Below are 19,303 nucleotides of genomic sequence, written 5' to 3'. Positions count from 1 at the left end.
CGCCGCCGCATCGTCACGCGCAGGAAACGGGCCGGCCCAGGCCCTTGGCGCAATGCCGCAACGCCTGCCGCAGCGCCGTGTCGATCGAACGCGTGGACAGGCCCAGCCAGCGCGCCACCTCGTCGCGCGAGCGCCCTTCCACCCGCAACGCGACCAGCACCGCCTGCTGCTGGCGCGACAGGCCGTCCATGGCGCGCGCCAGCGCCGCCAGTGTCGAGCGGGCCTCGGCGCGGGCCTGCGGGCCGGGCGCGTCGTCGCACAGGTCCGGACAGCCGCCCTCGGGATCATCGAGCGAGACGCAGGACGGCCGCGCGCGCACGATGTCGATCGCCAGGTGGCAGGCCATGCGGAACACATAGGCGTCGGCGTTGGCGACCTCGCCCGCCACCGGGCGCGCCAGCCGCAGCCAGGCGCCATGCAGGCCTTCGCTGGCCAGGTCGGCGCAGCCCAGCCGCCGCGCCAGGCGGCCATGCAGGGCCGCGTAGCCCTGCACCAGATGGTCGCGCAGGCGCGCCGCGGTCTCGGCCGATGGCGATGCGTCGAGCCACGCCGCGTTTGCCGCGACGGCGGCATTTGCGGCATTTGCCGCGTTCGCCGCCGGCGCGGGCCGCGCGCCCGCCAGCCGCGCATAACCGCCCACCCGGCAGTCCGGCGCCAGATCGGTGTCCGTGTCCGGCCAGGGCGCGGCTCGCGCCGCGCCCCAGTCCGGCGCGTCGCGCCAGGCCGGCGGCGGCGCGGGCCGGCCCCGGCGGCTCGCGCTAGGGATCGGGTTCATCATGGCTACAGCGGGCCCAGGTTGTCGCGCTCGCGCTCGGTCAGTTGCTGGCGCGCCTGCGCCGGCAGCTCGCCCAGCCCCAGCACCCGCACCGCGCTGGCCGGGTCGTAGACCGCCGACGCGCCCACCGGCGCGGCCGGCGCCGCGCCCTCGCCCGGCGCCGGCTCATTGCCATAGCCCAGGATCTGCACCGAGATGATGGACGGCTGCGACTGCCGCGACGCCGACCGGGTGCGCGCCGCGTCGTTCTCGGCCGAGGCCGCCGCGGCGCTGGACGCCGCGCTGGCCGAACTGAGCGCGCCCGTGTTCACCGCGGCTGCCGCCGGCACCCCGGCGCTGGATCCCTGCGCCTGGATGTTGGCCGCGTTGACCACGTGCAGCGCCGCCACGTTGACGTTGCCCGAACTGCGCACGCCCGCCTCGCCCGGATCGATGGTGCCCAGCGGCGCGATCAGGTCGATGTCGCCGCGCGGCACTTCCGGAATCGGGTTGAGCGTGGCGATGCCGGCGCCCGAGGACGGCGCCTGCGGCGCCATGACGACGTTGCCCATCGCGTCGTACTCGCGCCGCGGCGGGGTGTAGACCACGGTGGTCTTGGCGCCGCGGCCGGCGTTGATGTCGCCTTCGGCCGACCACGCCAGGATGTCGCCGCCGAAGGTCGTCATCACCCGCGACAGGCCCAGCAGCAGGCTGCCCTGCGAGTAGACCTGGATGTCGCCCTGTCCCTGCGTGATCAGGCCCGCGCTGCCCGGCGGCGCGATGCCCGGCACGCCGACCACGATCTGGCCGCCTGGCGCCAGCAGCTGGATCGAGCCGCCGGCCACGGTGCGCACGCCCGAAGCGCCGGACATGGCGATGCCGCCTTCGCGCGCCGCGCCCTCGGGGAACAGCGCGGCGATGGCCTGACGGCCGCGCAGATACGACCCGGGACGCGGCCCCTGGGCATCGTTGTACTCGCGGCCGCCGGCGCGCAGTTCGGCGAAATACACCGAACGCAGGAAGCCCTGGCGCAGCGCCAGCGGCATCGCCTCGAAGCGCGCCAGCACCTCGGCGTCGCTGCCGCTGAAGCCGTCCTGGCTGCGCAGCCAGTCCGCCAGTTCGCGTTCGTAGGTGTGGACCACCTTGCCAGGCTGGCCGGACAGGGTCTGGCCGGCCAGTGCGCGGTTGGCCGGATCCAGGTACAGCCTGGCGAGCGCGTCGTAGTCGGGGCCGGCCGCGCCGGCGCCCGCGGTGATGGCAATGCTGGCGCCGGGCTGCCGGTCGCCGCGCAGCGCCGGACCGACGCTGACGATGCTGGCGCGGTCTTCCTGCAGCAGGTTGCGGCCCGCGATCACGTCGAGCAGGCCGGGACCGGCCACCTTGACGTCGGCATACCAGATGTCGCGGCCGGCGCGCAGCAGCGATACGTCGGACGGGCCATTGTGCAGGAAGGTGCCGTCCAGGGCGACGATGTCGCGTCCCGCCAGCGCCCGCACCGGCGTGGCCGCGCGCAGCCAGTGCAGGATCGTGCGGTTCGACTGCGGCCCGAAGTCCGCCGCCATGCCGGGACTCAGGCCGACCAGGTCGCCGCGCACCGCGTAGAAGCGGGCCGGCGCGCCGCCTTCCGCGTGCAGCGGACGGACGCCCGGCGTATCGGGCCCGAAGGCGAACAGCGGATGCCAGTTCGACGCGGGACTGACCGGCACGTCCGGACCGAACGGCGCCGACGCGTCGATGCCGAGGTTGTGCTTGCCGGCCTGAACCGCGCCGCTGGCGTCGAAACCGGCATAGGCGGGCTGGAACGGCGTCGGCAACGCCGTGTCGGCCCCGGACATGCTCACCGGCGAGCCGCCGCCATAGATCGACTGCCGCGCCAGGAAACTCAGCTCGCCACTGGCCGACGGCGCCAGCAACAGGCCGCCGCGAGACGCGGCGTCGGGGTTTCCGCTCCGGATGGAACGCCCGAAGTAGATGCTGCCCGATGCCGCCGTCACCCGCAGAATCGACGGGTACACGGTGACGCCGTCGCCGTTGATGACGGACAGCGACGCCTCCGGCAGGTAGGCCTGCGCGGTGGACGGCGTGGCGTTGCCGCCCGCGCTCAACAGGTTGATCGCGGTCGCCGGGGTCCACAGCGTGAACCAGCTCTGGCCGCCGCCGGCGGTCAGGGCCGCGCCCGGCGACTGCACCGAGGTGTTGAGCGTGCGCACCCGGCCGGCGTCGGAGACGCCGGACAGCACCAGGTCGCCCAGCGTTTCCAGATAGACGCCGGCATCGCCCGGCACCAGCGTGATGCCGCCGCTGGCGGCGGCCAGGGTCGGCGTGAACGGGTCGATCGTCCGCGCATCCAGCGCGTCGCCTTCCAGGCCGGGCTGCTGCAGGAAGTGCTTGCGGTACAGCGGGCGGGCGCCGCCGATGGCGCTGGCGGCGATCTGGATGGTGCCGCGCAGGTTGGTCACCATGCCGTCCAGATCCGGCTTCTGGCTGTTGGTCATGTACTGCGTGGCGTGCTGGGTGGCGTCGAAATCCGGATTCCACGCGCCGCCCAGGCGTACCGTCAGGTCGCCGCCGCCCGTCAGCGTCAGGCCGCCATCGGCGCCCACGCGTCCGGTGCTGCCCACGGCGACGGCCAGGCCCTGGCTGCGCGGCGGCCGCGCGCCGTATATATCCGCCGGGCGCGTCGCCATGACGCCGGCATCGCCGCCCGCCCGCAGGCTGAGGTTGCCGCCGCCCAGGGTGCCGAAGCCGGTGAAGCCGACCAGATAGGGCTCGTTGCCGTTGGCCTCGGTCACGCCCATCGGCACCGCATAGGCGCCGAAGTTGATCCACCACGACGCCGGCAGCGCGTCCGAGCCCTGGCGCCAGAGCCAGTTGCCGACACTGGCGTTGGCGGTCTGGGCGCGTTCGGGCGCGCGCAATCCGCTCCACAGGTCGCCGCTGATGCCGCCGCCCACCGCGATGTCCAGATTGCCGCCGTGCTCCGGATACCAGGCGCGATAGCTGCCATTGGCGGCGGCGTAGTCGCCTTCCTGAGGCCCCAGCAGCGACACGCGTTCACTGCCGCCGGCGGCGTCGAACACGTGCTTGCCGCGCGGCTGGTCGTAGGGATCGACGCCATCGGCGCGCAACAGCGCGGCCGACGGCGTGCCCGCCGTGTAGACGCCGTAGGGCGACGGCATGCGCAGGTCGCCCGCCGCCGTCAGGCCCAGGTCCGCCGCGCCCGTACGCACCACGCTGAACATCGGCGCCAGCAGCTTGGACGCCACGATGTCCTTGATGGGCGCGATTTCGGTCTTGCACATGCCGGGCACCAGGTCGCAGACGCCCTCCATGCCTTCCAGCACCGGCGTGCCTTCGACCTCGCCGATAATGTCGTAGGCGGCGGGTCCCCACACCAGCGAAATGCGCTTGGGATCGATCACGCACAGTCCCGGCAGGATGTCGCAATCGCTGACCCAGTCCGGATCGACCGGCTCGCCTTCCGGATAGCCGTAGTCGTTGGGCGCGTACACCATGCCGACGCCGCCCGGCGTAACCTTCAAGCGCGACGAGCTATGCGAATCGGCCAGCACCAGCGAACCGCGCGAGGCCGGATCGACGGCGCGCGGATCGGCCGAACCCAGGTCGGCGCCGGCCGTCAGCTGCAGGCTCCAGCTGGTCGCGCCCTGCGGCAGCATCGGCGCCAGGGCCCAGTTGGCGCCCTGGAACTCGCCCGTCTTGGGACGCAGGTCGATCGGCTTGTCTCCCGGCAACTCGACCTTGGTCAGGGCCGGGATCACGGCGCCGCGCGCCAGCGGCACGACGCCGCTGGCCGTCATGGCCACCGGCAGCGCCACGCCCTTGGGCCAGGTCAGCGCCGCCACCAGCGTCTCGGCGCGCAGCACGGTGCCGGCGCCCAGCTTCATGCCCGGGCTGAGCGTGATGTCGGCGGTCGGCACGGTGCCGGCGCGCCAGGCCAGCGAGCCATCGCCGTAGTACACGTCGGCCGCCAGCACCATGCCGGCCGGCAGCACATACGAGCCGGCCAGCTCGGCCATGACCGGCAGCGCCACGCCCTTGGGCAGGGCCATGCCGTCGGCGGGCAGGTCGTAGTTCAGCACCGCATGCCTGGGGAAGACCGTGCCCTTGTCCAGCGACACGCCGTCGATGGGAATCACCACGTCGCTGCCGAACGGCGTGGTGCCGTCGCCCAGCTTGGTTCGCCATTCGACCAGATACCAGCCCTGGTCGTCGGGCGTGGCCGGCGGCGGCGCGAAGCCGTCGTTGATGCTGCCGTGCAGGGTCAGGTCGCCGGCGGCGCGAATGTTCAGCACGCCCGGTTCGCCAAAGCCGCGGCGCGCCGGATCGAGCCGGTCGGCGCCCGGCCCGTAGCGGAAACCGGACAGGTCCAGGTCGCCCGCCACCGTCAGGTTGCCGGCGGGATTGACCAGCGGATCGCTGACGATGTCCACCCCCGGCCGCAGCCGGTAGCCATCCAGCCCGGCCAGCCGCGCGCGCAGCGCGCCGTTGCCCAGCGCGGCGTTGATGAAGGTCTGGCTGTCGCCGTCGATGCGGATCAGCATGTCCTGCGTGATCAGCTGCGGCTTGCTGCCCGAGACATCGGGCGTGTCCGCCAGCGGCGCGTCGGCGTATTCGCGGAAGGCGTTGACCGCGACGGTCGCGGCGCCGCGCACCCGGGGCGCGCCCTGCACCCGCAGGGCCACGTCGTTGGCGCCGGCGCCCTCGCCGCGCGGCCCCGCGCCGCCGATCCGGCGCGCGTTCAGGTCGAGCGTGCCGCGCGCCACGCCGTCATGGCCCTCGGCCTCGGTGCCGGCGCGCAGGTCGATGGCGGCCGCCGGCCCCAGGATCAGCGTGCCGTTGCGCGAGGTCAGCGAGACCAGCGCGCGGTTGGGGCTGTCGATGATCTTGCCGTAGCTGTCGCGGCGCAGGCCGGCGCCATGCGTATCCAGCGTGCCCAGCACGGTCAGGTCGCCATTGGCGGCCAGGCGGATCACGCCCGGCTGGAAGCCGCTGGCATCGATGCGCCCCGCCACGGTCAGATTGCCCCCGTCGACGGTGATGGCGACCTGCCGCGCGCGCACTTCGTCGCCCACCGTCAGGTCGCCCTGCTTGGTCTGGAAGCGGCGCGCGCCGAACACCTGGCCCTGGTTCAATCGCGCGTTCAGGCCGGCGAAGTCCGCCAGCGCCTGCGCCCGCACGGTGATCTCGGCGCCGTCGTACGGCACCCGCGTGCCGCCCGCGTCATATTGGCCCGACGCGCCGCCCAGGATCGAACCGGCCAGGTTCACCCGGCCGGCGGTGGCGCCGAGCGCCGTCGCCGCCAGCGTGCCGCCGCGCTGGTGGCGCGCCGACAGGTCGATGACCGCGCCGGCCGCCTGCTCGATGTTGCCGGCGGCGCTCTCCAACACCAGGTCGCCGCCCCAGGTGTAGCCCAGTTGCTCGTAGAAGCCGACCTCGCGGCCCGACAGATCCAGGCGCGATTGCGCGCCCAGGCGGAGGTCGTCGCGCGCCTTGACCGTGAGCTTGCCCGAGGCCAACACGATGGTGCCGTCCAGGTCCACCGAGCCGGCCTCCAGCGCCAGCTTGGCGCCCAGCGCGCCCGCGTTGGCGGGCTGGACCGGCGCGCCGTCCGGACGCCGCAGCGTCAGCGCGCCGCCGGCCGCCAGCGTGAGCGAGGAAGCGGCGTCGCCCGTGAGCAGCGGCGTGACGATATTCAGGTCGCCGCCGCGGTAGGCGTAGCCCTTGCCCGCCTCATACGCGCCCTGCCGATGATAGGCCTTGAGCGTGCCGAGCCCGTTGGCGCCGACGCTGGCGCTGCCCAGCAGGTCGACGCCGGCGAAGCCCAGCGCCAGGCGGTCGGCCGACAGCCAGTTCAGCGGCTGGCTCTCGGGGCCGTAGCCGAACACGATGCGTTCGGCGGCCAGTTGCAGGCGCCCGTCGCCCAGGCGGTCGGCGATGGCCGCGCCGGGCATGCTGGGGTCGTACTCGCCGGTCTGGCTCAACGGTCGGGCCGAGATGCCGGTCCACACCAGGTCGCGCGAACGGATCACCGCCGTATCGCCGGCGCCGCCATAGCCGTAGATGGCGGGCGCGCCCAGCACCAGCCGGCCCACGCCCTTGCCGCCGGTGGTGTCGAGCGTCACGGAACCGAACACGTTGACGGAATCGCGCGCATTCAGCACCAGGGTCTCGACCACGGGGATGCCCGGCCCGGCATTGCCCTTGAGCAGCCGGTCGAGCACGCCCTGGTTCATGGCCAGGCCGCTGGGCAGGACGCCCTGCGCGGCCGCCTGCGCCAGCGCCGCCGCATCGCCCAGGTTCAGCGCCGACATCGCCAGCAGCAGGTTGCGCGCGCCATAGCGCGCGTTGTCCGCCAGCGTGAAGACCTTGTCGGTGGCGATCAGCAGCGTGCCCTCGCCGGCCAGCGTGGTGGCGGCGCCGGTGCATGCCCCGGCGCAGGCGCCGACGTTGATGTAGCCGGGGCCCTGCGTGCCATTGGGATTGGCCGGCAACAGGTTGACCCAGCCGTTCGACACCCCCAGCACGCCGGTCATGCCGGCCGCGTACACCAGGCCCGAACTCGAATCGTAGGCCGGCTTGCCGCGGCCGATGGTGGAGATGCTCGCGCCCTCCTCCACCGTGATGCCGCCCCAGGTGGCGCCGCTGACCAGGAACACTTCGGCCGCGCGCAGCGTGGCGCCCGCGCGCAGGTCGACGGTATTGGTGGTGGATTGGAAGGTGGCGAAATTGTCGCCAGGCCGCAGCGACACGGTGCCGCCGATCAGCATGCGGACCGGGTTGAAGCGGTTCAGCGCCGACGCCGACAACGACGCGCCGCTGTAGCCCGCCGTCGGGCCGACGCCGTCCGCCAGCAGCTCGATGCCGGTGCCGCTGACTTCCAGCGTGCCGTCCGTGCCGCCCTTGGCGGCGGCGAAATTCGCCGAGCCGTCGAAGGCCAGCATGGGCTTGCCATCTTGCGCCACGCTGCGGCCGTAGCTCAGGCGCAGCGTGCGTGCATCGGCCGCGATCTGCCCGCGCAGGCCGCCGCGGCGCTGCGCATCGGCGGCGACGAAGGCATCGTGGCTCATCTCGTTGTAGCCGGAGTGCTTGCGCACCTGGTCGCCCGGCGTCAGCAGCAATTGGCGCGGCAGCGCGGCGCGCAGGCCGGTATTGGCCACGCCCAGGTAGCCGGACGCCACCAGCGACCCTTGCGGCGTCGGCGCGGCGCCCGGCGCCAGGGTCTCGGCACCCAGTTCGACGCGATAGGCGCCGGGCATCAACGCGTAGGCCGCCGGCATCAGGGTGTAGACGCCCGCCTTCAGTCCGCCCGCATCCTGCGCCAGCGTCAGGGTCTGGCCCACCTCCGGCTCGTTGCCGGCGGTATCCGGCGCCACCGGCGCATACTGGCCGGCATAGCCCGGCACGATGGCGTAGACGCGGTTGCCGGCCGCGCTGTGGCGGAACACCGGATTGGCGTTGACCAGCGGCGTGCGCAGGATGTCCACCGAGCCGCCGCGGCCGGTGACAAAAGCCGCGCCGCGCAGGTCGCCGCCGCCGCCCAGGTCCAGCGCCGCGCCCGCGTAGCCGGTAAGCGCGCGGCCGGTGAACTCGATGCCGCCGGCATTCTGCTGGCGCATTTCCAGCGCCTTGCCCGCGTAGGTATAGGCCAGCCCGTCGGCGGTGCCGCCGTAGGGCACCATCACGCCCGCGCCGCTGACCGAGGTCAGGCTGCCCGGCATCAGTTCGACCGACGCGGCCCGCGCGCCGTCGACGTGGAGCGCATCCTGCCCCAGCATGATCTCGCCCATCGGCGCGCGGATCGTGCCGGCCTGGATCACCGTGTCCGCGCCCAGGCTGAGCTTGCCGAACACCGACAGCGGCGGCGCGGCATCCGTGCCGGCCTGCCGCAGGATTTCCAGGCGCCGGCCCGGCGCGTAGCCGGCCCAGATGGTGGCGCTGGCGCCCGTGGCCGGATACAGCTGCGCGCTGGTGATGCGCAGGTCGCCCACCGTGCCCAATTCCGTCGAGGCATCGCCGGACAGGCCGCGGCCGGTCTGGCCGCCCAGCAGGCGCACGTCGCCGCGGCTGTCGAGCCGCACCTGATCGAAGCCGCGCCGGTCGACCTGCACCGCGGAGCCGTCGGCCATGCGGATTGCGCCCAGCGCGCCGAAGCCGACGCGGTCGCGCACGTCGATCAGGTCGGCGCTGGCGGTGAAAGTGCCGATCCCGGCACGGGTCGACGGACCGTCACGCCATCCCACCGTGGGCGTCACGCCATCCCCCCTGGCGCGCGACGCGCCCGCCAGCCGCAGGTACGGCGCCGCCAGGCTGACCGCGACATCCGCCGGCGCGCGGTCGGTCACCGCATAGCTGCCCGCATAGATGCGCAGGCTCTGCGAGGCGGACAGCGACACCTTGCCGTCGAAACCCAGGATGCCGTTGACCAGCAGCGACAAGTTACCGAAGCCACCCGCCTCGAATTGCTCGACCGACAGGCGCGCCGCGCCATGGCGCAGCGCCGGGTCGGCCTGGCCGGGCGACAGGTTCGCCGCCAGTCCGCTGGACTGGGTCGTCTGCGACAGGATCAGTTCGCGCACGCCGCGCACGGCATCGTCGACGCTGACCGACAGCGGGAAGGTCGGCGTCTCCAGCGCCAGCGCCAGCGTGCCGCCGGCCGCGCCGGCGCCGCCGGCGGACGCGCGCATCTCGCCATCCAGGAACAGCCCGTAGGTGGTCTTCAGCACGATCTGGCCGCCGTCGCCGGCCAGGTCACGCGCGCCCAGCCCGTTACCGCGCGCGGCATCGATGGCGATGCGCGAGCCGGAGGCGTCCAGCAGCGCGCCGGGCCGGATCACGATGGCGAGGTCGCGCGCGGCGGGGGCGGCGCCGCTGGCGTCCCAGTCGAGCGCGCCGCCCAGCAGAATGCTGCCGCCGGCGGGCGCCTTGCCGTAGCGCAGGCCCTGCGCGTCCAGCGCGCCCGCCGCCTGGCCGGACACGTCCAGCACGGCGCCGCCGCCGATCCAGATGGCGCGGTTGTGCGCCTTGGACGCGGGGCTGTCGCGCCGGTCGCTATCCGGCGCCACGATGTCGGCCTCGATGCGGCCGCCGCGCGCCCGCAGCGTGCCGTCCACCGTGATGCGGCTGTTGCCCCCGCCCAGCAGGCGGATGGCGCGGCCGGGATCGACCATCACCTGCGCGCCCGCGCCGATGACGATGTCGGCGCCGTCCTCGATGCGCTGCGAACGCAGCGTCAGGTCCGCGCCGGCGCGCGGCGTCAGGCGCGCCTTGACCGGATCGTCCTGGTATTCGGGCGGCAGCCACAGTTCCGGCAGCGCGGCGGCGTCGGCGCCAGGCGCCCCATAGCGATAGACCGGCGCCGCCACCGCCAGCACCGCGCCGGGCGCGACCCGCAGGCCGCCGCGGCCGTTGATGTCGTAGTGCGAAAAGCCGGTCCGCAACATCGCGGGATCCAGCCACAGCGCGCCGTCGGCTGCGGCCTCGCGCGCGCCGCCGATCTGCACCACGCCATCGCGCTCGATCGTCAGCGTGCCGCCACCCGTCATGCCGTAGCCGCGCAGTTGCGCGTCCATCGCCAGCGCGCCATTGGCCGCGCCCTCGACTTCCGGCGTGCCGGCCCGCAGGCTCACGTCGCCGCCCTTGCCGCCGCGCGTCGCGCCCTTCTGCAACAGCGCGCCGCCGGACGACACATCGATCAGCGCGCCGCGTTCCAGCGTGATGGCATGCGGCGAGGCCAGCGTCACGCTGCCGCCGTCCAGGCGCCCCAGTTGCGGCGTCGCGCCTTCCTGGCGCCGCAGGTCGACCCAGCGGCCGCTGGCGTCCAGCACCGCGCCATCCCGCAGCACGATGGCGGCCGCGCCCGCCGTGGACAGCGCCCGCGGCTTGGCGCTCGCATCCGGCGACACGAAGGTGTTGCTCAGGCTGATGGCGCCGCCGCGCGCCGCCAGGCCGGCGCCCACGTCGATCCTGCCGGCGGTCAACGCCACCCGCCCGCCATCGGCCAGGGCCACCGCGTCCGCCACCGTGAGCGTGCCCGCCGTGGCCAGGTCCAGCCCGCCCAGGCCGCGCGCGGACAAGGTGGCCGCGTCCAGCCACAGCGTGCCGATGCGCGCGGCATCGAGCGCGTCGTCCGCCGCCATGCCGGCCGTGATGCCGCCATGGCGGCCCAGCCGCACATCGGTGGCGTAGACGTCGATGCGGCCCAGGGCGCCATAGCGCCCGGAGGCCAGCGTGCCCGCGCGCGCCACCGCCAGATGGCCCTGCTGGTAGCCATCGGCCGCCGCCTCGCGCGCCCGGGTCTGGCGCACGCCGTCGTAGACCGTGGTCACGATCTCGCTTTCCAGCACCGCGGTCGGCGCCGACAGCAGCAACTGGCCGGCGTCGCGGCCCACCGTGTAGCCCGCCTCCAGGCGCGTGCGCGGCGCCAGCAGCGGGTTGTCGAAATAGCGCGTGGCGCTCTCGCCCCAGCGCTGGTGGCGGTCCTCGTAGCCCTTGTAGATGCCGCTGTAGAGCACGTCGGCGGGCGCCGTGGACGCCTCGTACAGGCGGCCGTCGGCGCCGCGCAGCCAGCTCAGGTTGACGCTGCCTTCGGCCACGTCGAGCGCGCCGCCCGCCAGGTTGATGCGCGCCCCCGCCTGCGCCACCACTTCCTTGCCGCCCAGCGTGACCGTACCGCCCTGCGCCGCCCATTCGCCGATGCCGTGGCCCAGGTTGCCCAGGTAGCCGCCCACTTCCAGCAAGCCGCCGGCCGTGTACCAGCGCTCGCCCTCGTAGCCGCCGGTGCCGGCCGCCACCTTGATCAGCGAGCGGCGGTCGATCCACACATCGCCGTTGAACAGCTTGCCGGCATCGCGGTTGCCCGGCGCGTCGCGCAGCTCATTGCCCTGCACGTTGACCTTGACGCTGTTGGACTCCATCGAAATGCGCGCGCCCACCAGGCCGGCCACGTCCAGCTCGGCGCCGTCGGCGACGAAGCTGCGGCGCGTCGCGCTGGCCGCGATCTGCCCGCCGGTGGCCAACGCCAGCGCCCCGCCCTGGAACTGGATGTCACCGCCGCTGACGATCTCGATGCGCGACTGGTCGCGCCGGTCCGACAGGCGCGACAGGTTGTCGAAGACGCCAAAGGCCGCGCGCTGGCGCAGCAGGTCCTGCTCGGCCGATTCCTTGATCAAGGCGCTGCGCTGGCTGTCGAGCGCGCTGCTGCCGTCGTCATCGATCAGCACCGCGGTCACCGATTGCGCCCCCAGCACGACGCTGCCCTGCGTGTCGGCGGCGGAGTTGAGCAGATGGATGGTGCCGCGCGTGCGCGTGGTGGTGGTCGCCAGCGCCACGCCTTCCTGGCGCACCTCGCGGCCCGCCAGCGTGACGTCGCCCTCGGCCGCGGTGATCAGGCCGGTATTGCGCACCAGGCCGCCGGTCGCGCCCTGGCGCGGCGCGATCTCGTTGCCGCGCGTGGTCGACAGGGTGTTGTCCTGGGTGCCGACGCCGCGCCGGATGACGAAGCTGTCGCCGGCCGCCAGTTGCGCCTGGCCGCGCGGCGTGGTGATGGCGCCGGCGTTGTGGACCTCGCTGCCCGCCAGCAGCACGTAGCCGCCGCCCTGCGTCACGCTGGCCGGCGCGTGCGTGTCGATGCGCGCGCCGGGCCGCACGTCGATCCGGCCCAGCGCGTCGGTGAACGTGGCGGTCGTGCCCTGCGCGCCATACAGGCCGCGCTCGCGGAACTGCTCATCGCTGATCCTGCCGGCCGCCGCCACCAGGTTGCGCACGTTGACCTGGCTGCCGCCGTCGAACACCACGCCGTTGCGGTTGACCAGCAGCACCGTGCCCTGGCCCTTGACCTGCCCCTGGATCTGGCTGGGACGTCCGGCCGGATCGTTGATGCGGTTGAGCACCGCCCACTCGGCCTGCTGGCGGAAATCCACCGTGGTGTTGCGGCCGACGTTGAACGTCTCCCAGTTGAGGATGGCGCGGTCCGCCGTCTGCGTCACCGTGACCGTGGTGCGCCCGTCCGCCACGCTGGCGACCGGCGCCTGCGCGTTGAGCCAGCCGCGCGTCAGCGCCTGCGTGTCGACCTTCAGTCCGCCCTCGACCAGCCCGTCCGGCGCCGCGCCGCCGGCGGCCTGGCGCGCGGCCGCCTGCGCCGCCTGCTGGGCCGCGATGGCGGCCGCGGTGCGGTTCAGGTTGGTCAGCGAATGCTGCAGCTGCTGGCGCGCCTGCGCCTGTTGCCGCGCCGCCGTCGGCACGCCCGCGATGCTGCCATCGGGCGCGCGGCCGGTGGCCTGCGTCTGCGCCTGCGTCGCGCCCTTGGCCGCGAACCAGCCGCTGCTGAACGCGGCGGGCGCGGCCTGGGCGCCCCCCGCCGCCAGCATCAGCAGCAACGCCGCCGGCACGGGCTTGAGCCGTCCGCGCCAGGGGCTGGCCGCCGCGGAACGGGCCAAGGGGAACTTGCGGGAAGGCGATGTCATGACGGGCAATCCTGATCCGAGTAGCCAATTGGGAAGCGGCCTGCCGTCATTGCCTCGCGGCGCGTGACGGCGGCCCATATCCCAATGACGCGGATCGGATCGGGAATGGCTACCGGAATCAGGAAGGTTTTTTGTAACAGCGGCATGGGCCGGCCGCGGCGGGTCAGCTCAGCAGCACGATGCCGCCCGGCAGGCGGGTCAGTTGTGCGCCGTAAAGATCGCGCAGCATGCGCAGCGCCAGGTCGGTCTCGTTGATGGCAAAGCGCATGCGCACGCGCCGCGTCGCCAGCTCGGCATTGCGCAGCAGCACCCGGCCCGGACGGTAGCGGTTGATCTCGTCCACCACCTCGGCCAGGGTCTGGCCCGAGAAGCTGAGAGAACCGCTACGCCAGCCTTCGACCTCGCCGAGGTCGGCGACCGCCACCTCGCGCAGGCCGGCCTGGTCGTAATACAGCTGCTGCCCCTGCGCCAGGGTCTGACGGCGGCCATTCAGCTCGACGTCGACCCGTCCTTCCAGGCAGGTGACGCAGACCTGCGGCCCGGTGTAGCGCAGGTTCAAGCGCGCCTGGCGCGCATGCGTGACACCGGCGCCGGCGTAGACCGCCACCGCCTCGCCCACGCCCGCCTGCACCTGCGCTTCGCCAGCCACCAGCTCGATGGCCGCGCCGCCGCCCTCGGCCGCGCGCCGGTTGATGCGCGTCTGGGTGTTCATCTGCACGCGCAGGCCGTCGGCCAGCGCCAGTTCGCGCTGCTCGGCGGTGCCGGTGCGGAAGTCGGCCGAGAACTCCAGCAGCGACGGCCACAGCGACAACGGCGGCCACACCGCCAGCGCCGCGCCGCCGGCGGCCAGCGCCGTGCCGAAGAAGGCGCGCCGGCCAGGGTGGCGGGGCGCGTGGCCGGCGCGCCGCGCCGGCGGATGCGCCAGGCCCGGTTCGCGCGCGGCCGCCCGCGCCAGCGCGGGCCCCATCTCCTGCCACAGCCGCGCCACCTCGTCCCAGGCGCGCCCATGCGCCGGGCTGCTGGCGCGCCATTGGCGGAAGGCCTCGGCGTCGCCGCGCGTGGCGTCCCGGTCGCGCAGGCGCAACCACCATTGCTCGGCTTCGCGCCGCAGGCGGTCGGGGGTGTCGGGGGGATTCATGGCGCCGATCATCGTGTCAGAATTTGCGGCGGCCAACAAGCTCGCCGTTGGCCACGGCGTCGCTATCGGCCAGGCGCGCACGGCAATGGCGCATGGCGGCGCCCAGTTCCTTCTTCACCATCGCCACCGAAATCTGGAAGCGATCGGCGATCTCTGCGTTGAGCAGGCCATCGACCCGCGCCGCCGCCAGAATGGCGCGCTGGCGCGGTGGCAACTCCTGCATGGCCGCCTCCAGCGCCTGCACGTCCCGCCGCGCGGCCACCACGCGCAGGGGGTCGGCGGTCTCGTCGGCCACTTGCAGCAGCGCCTCGCGCTCGTCGTCGCCCAGCGGCTCGCGGTTGCGGCGCCAGTCATCGGTGGCGATGCGCGCGGCCATGCGCAGCAGATAGGCGTCGGGATTGAGCACCGGGCTGGCCGGCTTGGCCGTGTCCAGCCGCAGCCAGGTTTCGTGCAGCGCCGCCGAGGCCTGGTCGCGCGAGCCGACGATGCGCTCCAGGCTGCGGCGCAGCTCCGCATAGCGGGCGATCAGGCGCAGGCGCAGCAGGGCCGAGGACAGGATCGACATGCCGCTCACCCCGCCTGCCGGCCCGCGGCCGGACAGTTGGCGCCGCCCGGCAGCAGCAGCACCGACACCGGCTGCGGCATGCCCGCCGGCGGCGCGGCGCCGACCTCCATGCCCTGCAACGCACGTGTGACGGCGGCATCGACGCGCGCGCTGCCGGTGCTATCGAGCAATCGCAGGCGGGTCACCTGGCCCGCGTCGTCCAGCCGCAATTGCAGCGCCAGCCGGTAGGCCCCCGGCCGCGCGCTGGCATTGCCGCACAAGGTGCGCAGCAGGGCCTTCTGCACCCGTCCGACATAGCCGCTGAAATCCGCGCCGCGGCCGCGGGCGCCGGGAATGTCGCCGGCCGCGACCACGGGCGCGGCCGGCGTGGCGGGTGCGGCCGGCGCGGGTTCATACACCACGATGGCGGCGCCGTCGGTCTGGCGGATGCGCAGGCCGGAGCCCGCCAGCAACACCCGCAGGGCTTCGAGCACCGAATAGCGGCCGGACAGCGCCGGCGCGCGGCGGCGGGCATGGCGCTCCTCGGTCAGCACCGCCACGCCGGCCGCATGCCCGATCGCCTCCAGGCTGTCGCCCAGCGATTGCGCCGGCAGCGCGTAGTCATGCCGTTCCCCCGCCAGGCGGTCGGCCGGCGCGCTGGCCGGCCGCGCCCCGGCCGCGTCCGCCGCCAGGGCAGGCGCGTCCGGGCACATCAGGCACACGCCTGCCAGTGCCAGCACACGGAACGGTGCCGGGATGCATCTCATCGCGCGAAATCGGGCATGGGGATCGGAGCCAAAAGCATGGACGCCACCCCCTTGGGCGACGCCGGCCGCAGGCTACCCTGTCGACATGACCCGGCCATGACAAGCGCGCGACACCCGCGACGCGTCATGGGCGCGCGGCTGCAACGGCAACGACGCAATCGCGCCGCGCCGCCGCCCGTTGCGCTACTGCGGGTAGCGCACTTCCAGGATATCCAGCTCCTCGACCCCGCCTGGTGTGCGCAGCACCACCGTGTCGCCTTCGCGCGCCTTGATCAGCGCGCGCGCCACCGGCGAGATCCAGCTGATCTTGCCGGCCAGCGGCTCGGCCTCATCCACGCCGACGATGGTGACGGTGTGGTCCTCGCCGGCCTTGTCGGAATACAGCACCGTGGCGCCGAAGAAGACCTGGTCGCGATTCGGCTGGGCGGCCGGATCGACCACCTCGGCGATGTCCAGGCGCTTGGTCAGGAAACGCATGCGGCGATCGATCTCGCGCAGGCGCTTCTTGCCATAGAGATAATCGCCATTCTCGGAACGGTCGCCGTTGGACGCCGCCCACGACACCACCTGCACCACCGACGGCCGCTCCACGTTCATCAGGTGCGTCAGCTCGCCGCGCAGGCGCTCGTAGCCTTCCGGCGTCATGTAGTTCTTGGTGCCGGCCGGCAAGGCCTGGGCCTGCGGCAGGTCATCGTCGTCCTCGTTGTCGGATTCTTTGACAAATGCTTTGTTCATGGCGGGCAGCGCGCTCGGCGCGCGATCAAATCAGTTCAAAGACGGCATGGACGCGCCATGCCAGGAGCCGGGCGGCGGCGCGCCGCCCGCGCTAGAACCAGTCGTGCCAGACCGGCTTCAGGTCGGAGGGCAGCGGCGGCAGCCGGCCCAGGTCCATGCGGCTTTCCTTGGCGCTGTGGAAGTCGGAACCGCGCGAGGCCAGGAAACCATAGCGGCGCGCCACCTCGGCATACTGGCGCGCCTCTTCCACGGTGTGGCTGCCCGTTGTGACTTCGATGCCCACGCCGCCCAACTGCAGGAATTCGTCGAACAGCGCGGCGAACTGCAGCGGCGTGTACTTGTAGCGCCCCGGATGCGCGATGACGGCGATGCCGCCGGCGCCACGGATCCAGCCCACCGCCTCGGCCAGCGTGGCCCACTGCATCGGCACGTGGCCCGGGCGGTCATCGCCCAGGTGCTTGGTGAAGACGGTCTGCACGTCGGGGCAGTAGCCGGCTTCGACCAGGTAGCGCGCGAAGTGCGTGCGGCTGATCAGTTCGGGATTGCCGGCGAACGGCAGCGCGCCTTCGTAGGCGCCGGGCATGCCCATTTCGGCCAGGCGCTCGCCGATGCGGCGGGCGCGCTCGGCGCGGCCCGAGCGCGTCTTGCGCAGGCCTTCGATCAGCGCGGCATTGGAGGGATCGAAACGCAGGCCGACGATGTGCACGGTCAGGCCGGCCCAGGTCACCGAAATCTCGACGCCGGTGGCAAAGCGCATGCCCAGCTCGCCGGCCATGGCCGCGGCCTCGGCCAGGCCGCCGACCTCGTCGTGGTCGGTCAGGGCCCAGACATCGACGCCGTTGGCGTGCGCGCGCTGCGCCACGTCGCGCGGCGCCAGGGCGCCATCGGACACGGTGGAATGGCAATGCAGATCGATGTTGAGCACGGGCGTATTCATGGAACCTATTGTAGAGAAGCCCCGCCGCCCTGGGTAGCGGCGCGGGCGGCGGCGTCCCCAATATGAACGGATGAATCAACGGATGCCGACCGCAAGGCGGCTGGCGGACCATCCCCGGGGCGGCCCGCGTTGCGCTCGGCGCGCGGCGCGCTGGCGCCGCTTGCGGTGGTCAGGTGAGCAGGAAGTCCGCCACCACCGCCACCTGGTCGTCGGCCATCAGCGTCGGCGCGTGGCCGACGCCGCGCACCTCGTAGACCCGCGCGCGCGGATTGCGCTGGCGCATTTCGTCGACGGTGGCGCGGGTCAACAGGTCGGAATGCTCGCCGCGCACGATCAGGATCGGGCAGTCGACCGCATCGTACGAGCGCCACAGGATCTGCTCGCCGGCGGCCAGTTCATCGCCGGTCTGCAGCGCCATCGGCTGCGCCAGCGCCAGGTCGTAGTGCTTGACCCATTGTCCGCCCTGCTCGGGGTAGACGAAACGCGCCAGGTGATCCCACTGCGCATCCGTGTGCGGGCCGAAGGTCTCGGAATTGGCGCGCATGGCCGCCACCGCCTCGGGGAACGACGCGAACGCGCCGGGTTCGCCCACGTACTGTCCGATACGCGCCAGCGCGCTGGTTTCCAGCCGCGGGCCGACATCGTTGAGCACCAGCCGCGACAGGCGGATGCCGTCCTGCGGCGGCAACATGCCTGCGTGCGGGCGCAGCGGCAGCATCGCCCGCGCAAAAGCGGCGGCGCCGGCCAGCCCCAGGCCGATCAGCCCGCCCATCGAGGTGCCGACCCAGGCCAGCGTGGCCGGCCGCAGCCGCGCCACCAGCGTCACCATGTCGGACACGTATTGCGGCACGGTGTAGAAAGCCGGATTGGCCAGCCAGTCGGATCGGCCGCGGCCGACCACGTCCGGGCACACCACGCGGTACTGGCCGGCCAGGCGCCGCGCCAGCGTGTCGAAGTCGCGGCCGCTGCGCGTCAGGCCGTGGACGCAGACCAGCACCTGGTCGTTGGCCGGATCGCCCCATTCCCAGTACGCCATGCGGTGCAGGCCCGCCGGGCTGGCGCAGGTGACGAATTCCAATCGGGGTTCCAGGCTCGCATCCAGCATCGTTGTGCTCCAAAAGACCAACGCGCGCCGCGACGGCGGCGCCGCGCATGGCCGGTATCTTATCGGAAGCGCAGCGCGGCCAGCACCTGGTCGGCCAGGTCGTCGACGCTGGCGCGCGTGTCCAGCGTCAATACCGGACAGTGCAGCTGGCGGATCCATTCGCGGTGCCGCTCGGGGGTGCGGGTGCCCTCGGCGCCGGTGTCGTAGCCGGCCGCCCATTCCAGGAAACGCCGGCTCTTGTCGCCGATCGCGGGGTCGTTTGCCAGCGCCGCGCCGTAGCGCTCGGCCTCGCGCCGTTGCAGCCGCGCCATGCGCTCGGCCGCCGGCAGGCGCAGGAACACCGCCAACGTGAACTCGGGAATCAGGCCCTCGCCCCAGTTGTAGACCGAACCTCCGCTGAGCACCCAATCGTCGTGCCCTTGCAGCCGTTCGCGGATGCGGCGCCAACGTTCCTCCTTGGGATACTTGTCCGTGAAGGGCGGATCGGTCGGCAGCCAATAATAGTCATCGGCTTCGAGATGGGGCACGCCCAGGCGCTGGCCGAGCGCGGCGCCCAGCGTGGTGGCGCCACAGCCGGAGGCGCCGAACAGATGTATGCGCGCAGCCATGGGACTCTCCTTGAAACGGACGCGACACGGCGGATCACGATCCGCCGACGACAGGCACGAATGCAGCCATTGCGGCTGCCGCCGCCACGCAGGCGGGCAACGCCACCGTGGCGAACACCGGTGCAGGCGACCAGTGTAGCGGCGTTCGCCCGGCGCCCACGCCTGCATTGCATGGCGCGGGCCAACGACACCATTGCCTCCATGGTCTTGTCATTGGGCCGCCCCTGTTGGTG

General features: G+C 73.2%; 10 protein-coding genes. All 10 read right to left on the bottom strand.

Annotation, left to right across the window (positions count from 1 at the left end):
* Nucleotides 1-13: 13 nt before the first annotated feature.
* The gene (locus DK459_RS17130) at nucleotides 14-775 is read right to left on the bottom strand and encodes an RNA polymerase sigma factor (protein ID WP_158288279.1); all 762 of its coding nucleotides are present in this window, start codon (nucleotides 773-775) and stop codon (nucleotides 14-16) included.
* Nucleotides 776-780: 5 nt separating this feature from the next.
* Nucleotides 781-13,236, bottom strand: coding sequence for a filamentous haemagglutinin family protein (locus DK459_RS17125; protein WP_110134937.1), 12,456 nt, complete (start codon nucleotides 13,234-13,236; stop codon nucleotides 781-783).
* Nucleotides 13,233-13,382: a hypothetical protein gene (locus DK459_RS30625; RefSeq protein WP_155512474.1), complete on the bottom strand. Its 150-nt coding sequence runs from the start codon at nucleotides 13,380-13,382 to the stop codon at nucleotides 13,233-13,235. The genes DK459_RS17125 and DK459_RS30625 overlap by 4 nt, the downstream gene beginning before the upstream one ends.
* Nucleotides 13,383-13,399: 17 nt before the next feature.
* On the bottom strand, nucleotides 13,400-14,374 hold the full coding sequence (locus tag DK459_RS17120) for a FecR domain-containing protein (protein ID WP_223203195.1): 975 nt from the start codon (nucleotides 14,372-14,374) through the stop codon (nucleotides 13,400-13,402).
* Between the two features lie 16 nt (nucleotides 14,375-14,390).
* The gene (locus DK459_RS17115; RefSeq protein ID WP_049054994.1) at nucleotides 14,391-14,939 is read right to left on the bottom strand and encodes an RNA polymerase sigma factor; all 549 of its coding nucleotides are present in this window, start codon (nucleotides 14,937-14,939) and stop codon (nucleotides 14,391-14,393) included.
* A 5-nt stretch (nucleotides 14,940-14,944) separates the two neighbouring features.
* Entirely contained in the window at nucleotides 14,945-15,658 is a 714-nt protein-coding gene (locus DK459_RS17110; protein ID WP_054482086.1) for a TonB family protein, read from the bottom strand.
* Nucleotides 15,659-15,868: 210 nt separating this feature from the next.
* A complete protein-coding gene (gene greB, locus DK459_RS17105) occupies nucleotides 15,869-16,420 on the bottom strand; it encodes a transcription elongation factor GreB (RefSeq protein WP_006395760.1) in 552 nt (183 codons plus the stop codon).
* 91 nt (nucleotides 16,421-16,511) lie between these two features.
* Nucleotides 16,512-17,357, bottom strand: a complete 846-nt coding sequence (locus tag DK459_RS17100; RefSeq protein ID WP_035181723.1) for a 3',5'-nucleoside bisphosphate phosphatase — start codon at nucleotides 17,355-17,357, stop codon at nucleotides 16,512-16,514.
* Nucleotides 17,358-17,526: 169 nt separating this feature from the next.
* A complete protein-coding gene (locus DK459_RS17095; RefSeq protein ID WP_110134936.1) occupies nucleotides 17,527-18,462 on the bottom strand; it encodes an alpha/beta fold hydrolase in 936 nt (311 codons plus the stop codon).
* Between the two features lie 59 nt (nucleotides 18,463-18,521).
* Complete coding sequence (locus tag DK459_RS17090; RefSeq protein ID WP_054436730.1) at nucleotides 18,522-19,070, bottom strand: AAA family ATPase; 549 nt, start codon at nucleotides 19,068-19,070, stop codon at nucleotides 18,522-18,524.
* Between the last annotated feature and the right edge of the window lie 233 nt (nucleotides 19,071-19,303).

Source organism: Achromobacter sp. RW408, from assembly GCF_003184165.1.
GTDB lineage: Bacteria > Pseudomonadota > Gammaproteobacteria > Burkholderiales > Burkholderiaceae_B > Achromobacter > Achromobacter xylosoxidans.
This window is presented reverse-complemented; position numbering and strand designations above follow the sequence as displayed.